The organism is Mesorhizobium sp. M7A.F.Ca.US.014.04.1.1 (genome assembly GCF_003998745.1).
GTDB classification, from domain to species: domain Bacteria; phylum Pseudomonadota; class Alphaproteobacteria; order Rhizobiales; family Rhizobiaceae; genus Mesorhizobium; species Mesorhizobium ciceri.
Genome location: NZ_RZRW01000662.1, coordinates 1 through 2888, shown reverse-complemented (window position 1 = coordinate 2888; position 2888 = coordinate 1). Strand labels below are relative to the sequence as shown.

At 64.0% G+C, this 2888-nt stretch carries 3 protein-coding genes; 2 read left to right on the top strand and 1 reads right to left on the bottom strand.

Annotated elements, in window-relative coordinates:
* Window positions 1–341 (bottom strand): YciI family protein (locus tag EOA22_RS29535; protein WP_164755981.1); only part of this gene is annotated, 341 nt, incomplete at its 3' end.
* Window positions 342–598: 257 nt separating this feature from the next.
* Between EOA22_RS29535 and EOA22_RS29530 the strand changes: the two genes are divergently transcribed.
* Window positions 599–1558, top strand: a complete 960-nt coding sequence (locus tag EOA22_RS29530) for a TAXI family TRAP transporter solute-binding subunit (protein WP_063169653.1) — start codon at window positions 599–601, stop codon at window positions 1556–1558.
* A gap of 14 nt (window positions 1559–1572) precedes the next feature.
* A partial coding sequence (locus EOA22_RS29525; protein ID WP_127390432.1) for a TRAP transporter fused permease subunit occupies window positions 1573–2888 on the top strand: 1316 nt, incomplete at its 3' end.

Genomic DNA, 2888 nt, shown 5'->3' with positions numbered 1-2888 from the left:
TCCCAGATCGGCCGCAGCTCGACCGTGCCGGCGCTGGCCGCGGGGCAGCGCGCCGCCCAGGCGATAGCGGCATCGGCATCCTCGGCCTCGATCATGTAGAAGCCCGCAAGCTGCTCCTTGGTGTCGGCATAGGGGCCATCGAGCACGTTGGTCTTGCCATTGACCATCCGCACCGAAGTGGCGGCCTGGGTCGGCTTCAGCCGGTCGCCGGCCAGCCAGGCGCCGGACTTCTTCAACGCATCGGTATACGCGCCATAGGCAGCGCTGATCTCGTAGGTCTTATCGGTCGGCGCGGCCGCCATCGCGGCTTCATTGACGTAGATCAAAAGCATGTATCGCATGGTCTTCTCCCGTTGTTTCGAAGGCTGCTTCGTTTGCGAGCCGGACGTATGTCGCGCGGCCCTGGCCGATTTCGACAGGCATTGGAAAAATCTTTCGGCTCCGAAGACATTTCACGCAAGCGGCCATCTGTGCATCCCGCACTCAACCATTCGTCTAACGCATGGGATTGCGGGTTGGCATTTCCATCTCGCTGTCTAAACTCGCTTCTGTTCGCGTCAGGGAGGTGATGCGGCTGCTATTTCAGGGAGGAAATCAGATGTTCCATTTCAGGACGAAACTTGTTGCGGCCGGCGCCGTGGCGCTGTCGCTTGGCCTAGGCGCTGTTTCCGCCAAGGCGCAGGAATTCATCAACGTGCTCACCGGCGGCACATCTGGCGTCTATTATCCGCTCGGCGTGGCACTGTCGGAAATCTACGGCAAGGGCATCGAAGGTGCCCGCACCCAGGTGCAGGCAACAAAGGCTTCGGTCGAAAACCTCAATCTGTTGCAGCAGGGCAAGGGCGAGATCGCGTTTGCGCTGGGCGATTCCGTCAAGCTGGCCGCCGAAGGCAATGCCGAGGCCGGTTTCCCCGGCAAGCTCGATAAGTTGCGCGGCATCGCAGCCATCTATCCCAACTACATCCAGATCGTCGCCAGCCGGGAGTCCGGCATCAAGACGCTGGCCGACCTCAAGGGAAAAAGCCTGTCGGTCGGCGCGCCGGCCTCCGGCACCGAGCTCAATGCCCGCGCCATCTTCGCCGCCGCCGGGTTGAAGTATGAGGATCTCGGCCGGGTCGAGTATCTGCCCTTCGCCGAATCGGTCGAGCTGATCAAGAACCGGCAGCTCGACGCCACGCTGCAATCGGCCGGGCTCGGCGTCGCCTCGATCCGCGACCTCGCCACCTCCGTGCCGATCAATGTCGTGGCGGTGCCGGCCGAGGACGTCGCCAAGATCGGCGCGCCCTATCTGTCGGTGGTCATTCCCAAGGGCACTTATGAAGGCCAGAGCGAGGATGTCGCCACCGCCGCCGTCGGCAATTTCCTCATCACCCGCGCCGATGTCTCCGACGAGACCGCCTACCGGATGACCAAGCTGATGTTCGACCATCTCGACCAACTGGCCGCGGCGCATGCCGCCGCCAAGGCGATCGACCCGGCCAAGGCGCTCGACGGCATGCCGGTGCCGCTGCACCCCGGTGCCGAGCGATACTACAAGGAGAAGGGCTTGTTGAAGTAGGGCGGATCCGTCGGATGACCGAAGCAACGTCTGGAACATCAACCGACGGCAAATCCGCCACCTTCCATCTGCCTGCCGTCGAAGAACAGGTCGAAGGGCTGCCGCCGGGCTTCGGCGACGGCCTTGCGGGCAAGGCCGCCTTTCTCATCGCCGTCGCCTTTTCCGTGTTCCAGATCTATGTCGCCGCCTATGGCAGCATTCCGAGCCAGGTGGTGAGGGCCATGCATGTCGGCTTCCTGCTGCTGCTCGGCTTTGGCCTGATCGCCAATCTGCGCGCCAAGAGCATGCCGGCGAAAGCCGCGTTCTGGACGCTCGGGGCGCTCGGCTTCGGCACCGGCCTCTACAATTGGGTGTTCTACACTGATCTGATCCGCCGCTCCGGCTTCCTGACCACGCCGGACCTCATCGTCGGCGCGGTGCTGGTGGTGCTGGTCTTCGAGGCAGCGCGGCGGCTGATGGGCCTGCCGCTGGCGGTCATCGCTTTCATCTTTCTCGCCTACTGCTTTTTCGGCAACCATTTGCCGCCGCCGCTCATCCATCGCGGCTATGATTTCGCCCAGATCGTCGACACCTTCGCCTACGGCACCGAAGGCATCTACGGCACACCGATCTATGTCTCGGCTGCCTACATCTTCATCTTCGTCGTCTTTGCCGCCTTTCTCGAACGCGCTGGCATGATCGCGCTGTTCAACGATTTCGCGCTTGGCCTGGTCGGCTCGTGGCGCGGCGGCCCGGCGCAGGTCTGCGTGCTGTCCTCGGCGCTGATGGGCACCATTTCCGGCTCGGGTGTCGCCAATGTGGTGGCCAGCGGCCAGTTCACCATCCCGCTGATGAAGCGCTTCGGCTTCCGCTCGGCTTTTGCCGGCGCCGTCGAGGCGACCTCCTCGATGGGCGGCCAGATCATGCCGCCGGTGATGGGCGCGGTCGCCTTCATCATGGCCGAGACGCTGAACGTGCCTTATGCCGAAGTGGTCAAGGCGGCGATCATCCCGGCGCTGCTCTATTTCGGCGCCTGCTTCTGGCAGGTGCATCTGGAAGCCGGCAAGGCGGGCCTGCACGGCATGGCCAAGGCCGAGCTGCCCAATCCGTGGGACGCGGTGCGGCAACACTGGCCGCTGGTGCTGCCGCTGGCCGCGCTCATCTACCTGCTGTTTGCCGGCTATACGCCGATCTTCGCCGGCACGATGGGCCTGGCGCTGACCATCGTGCTCATCCTCGGCACGCCGTTGGCGGCAGCGATCGGGCCGCTGGCCTTCCGCATCGTCTTCTGGATCGCGCTCGGGCTTGCCGCCGCTTCGTTCATGAAGTTCGGCGTCAACCCCCTCGGCCT

What these genes read in the sequence shown, in the direction of transcription:
- EOA22_RS29530 (WP_063169653.1), top strand. Translation starts at nt 599, where the DNA reads ATGTTCCATTTCAGGACGAAACTTGTTGCGGCCGGCGCCGTGGCGCTG.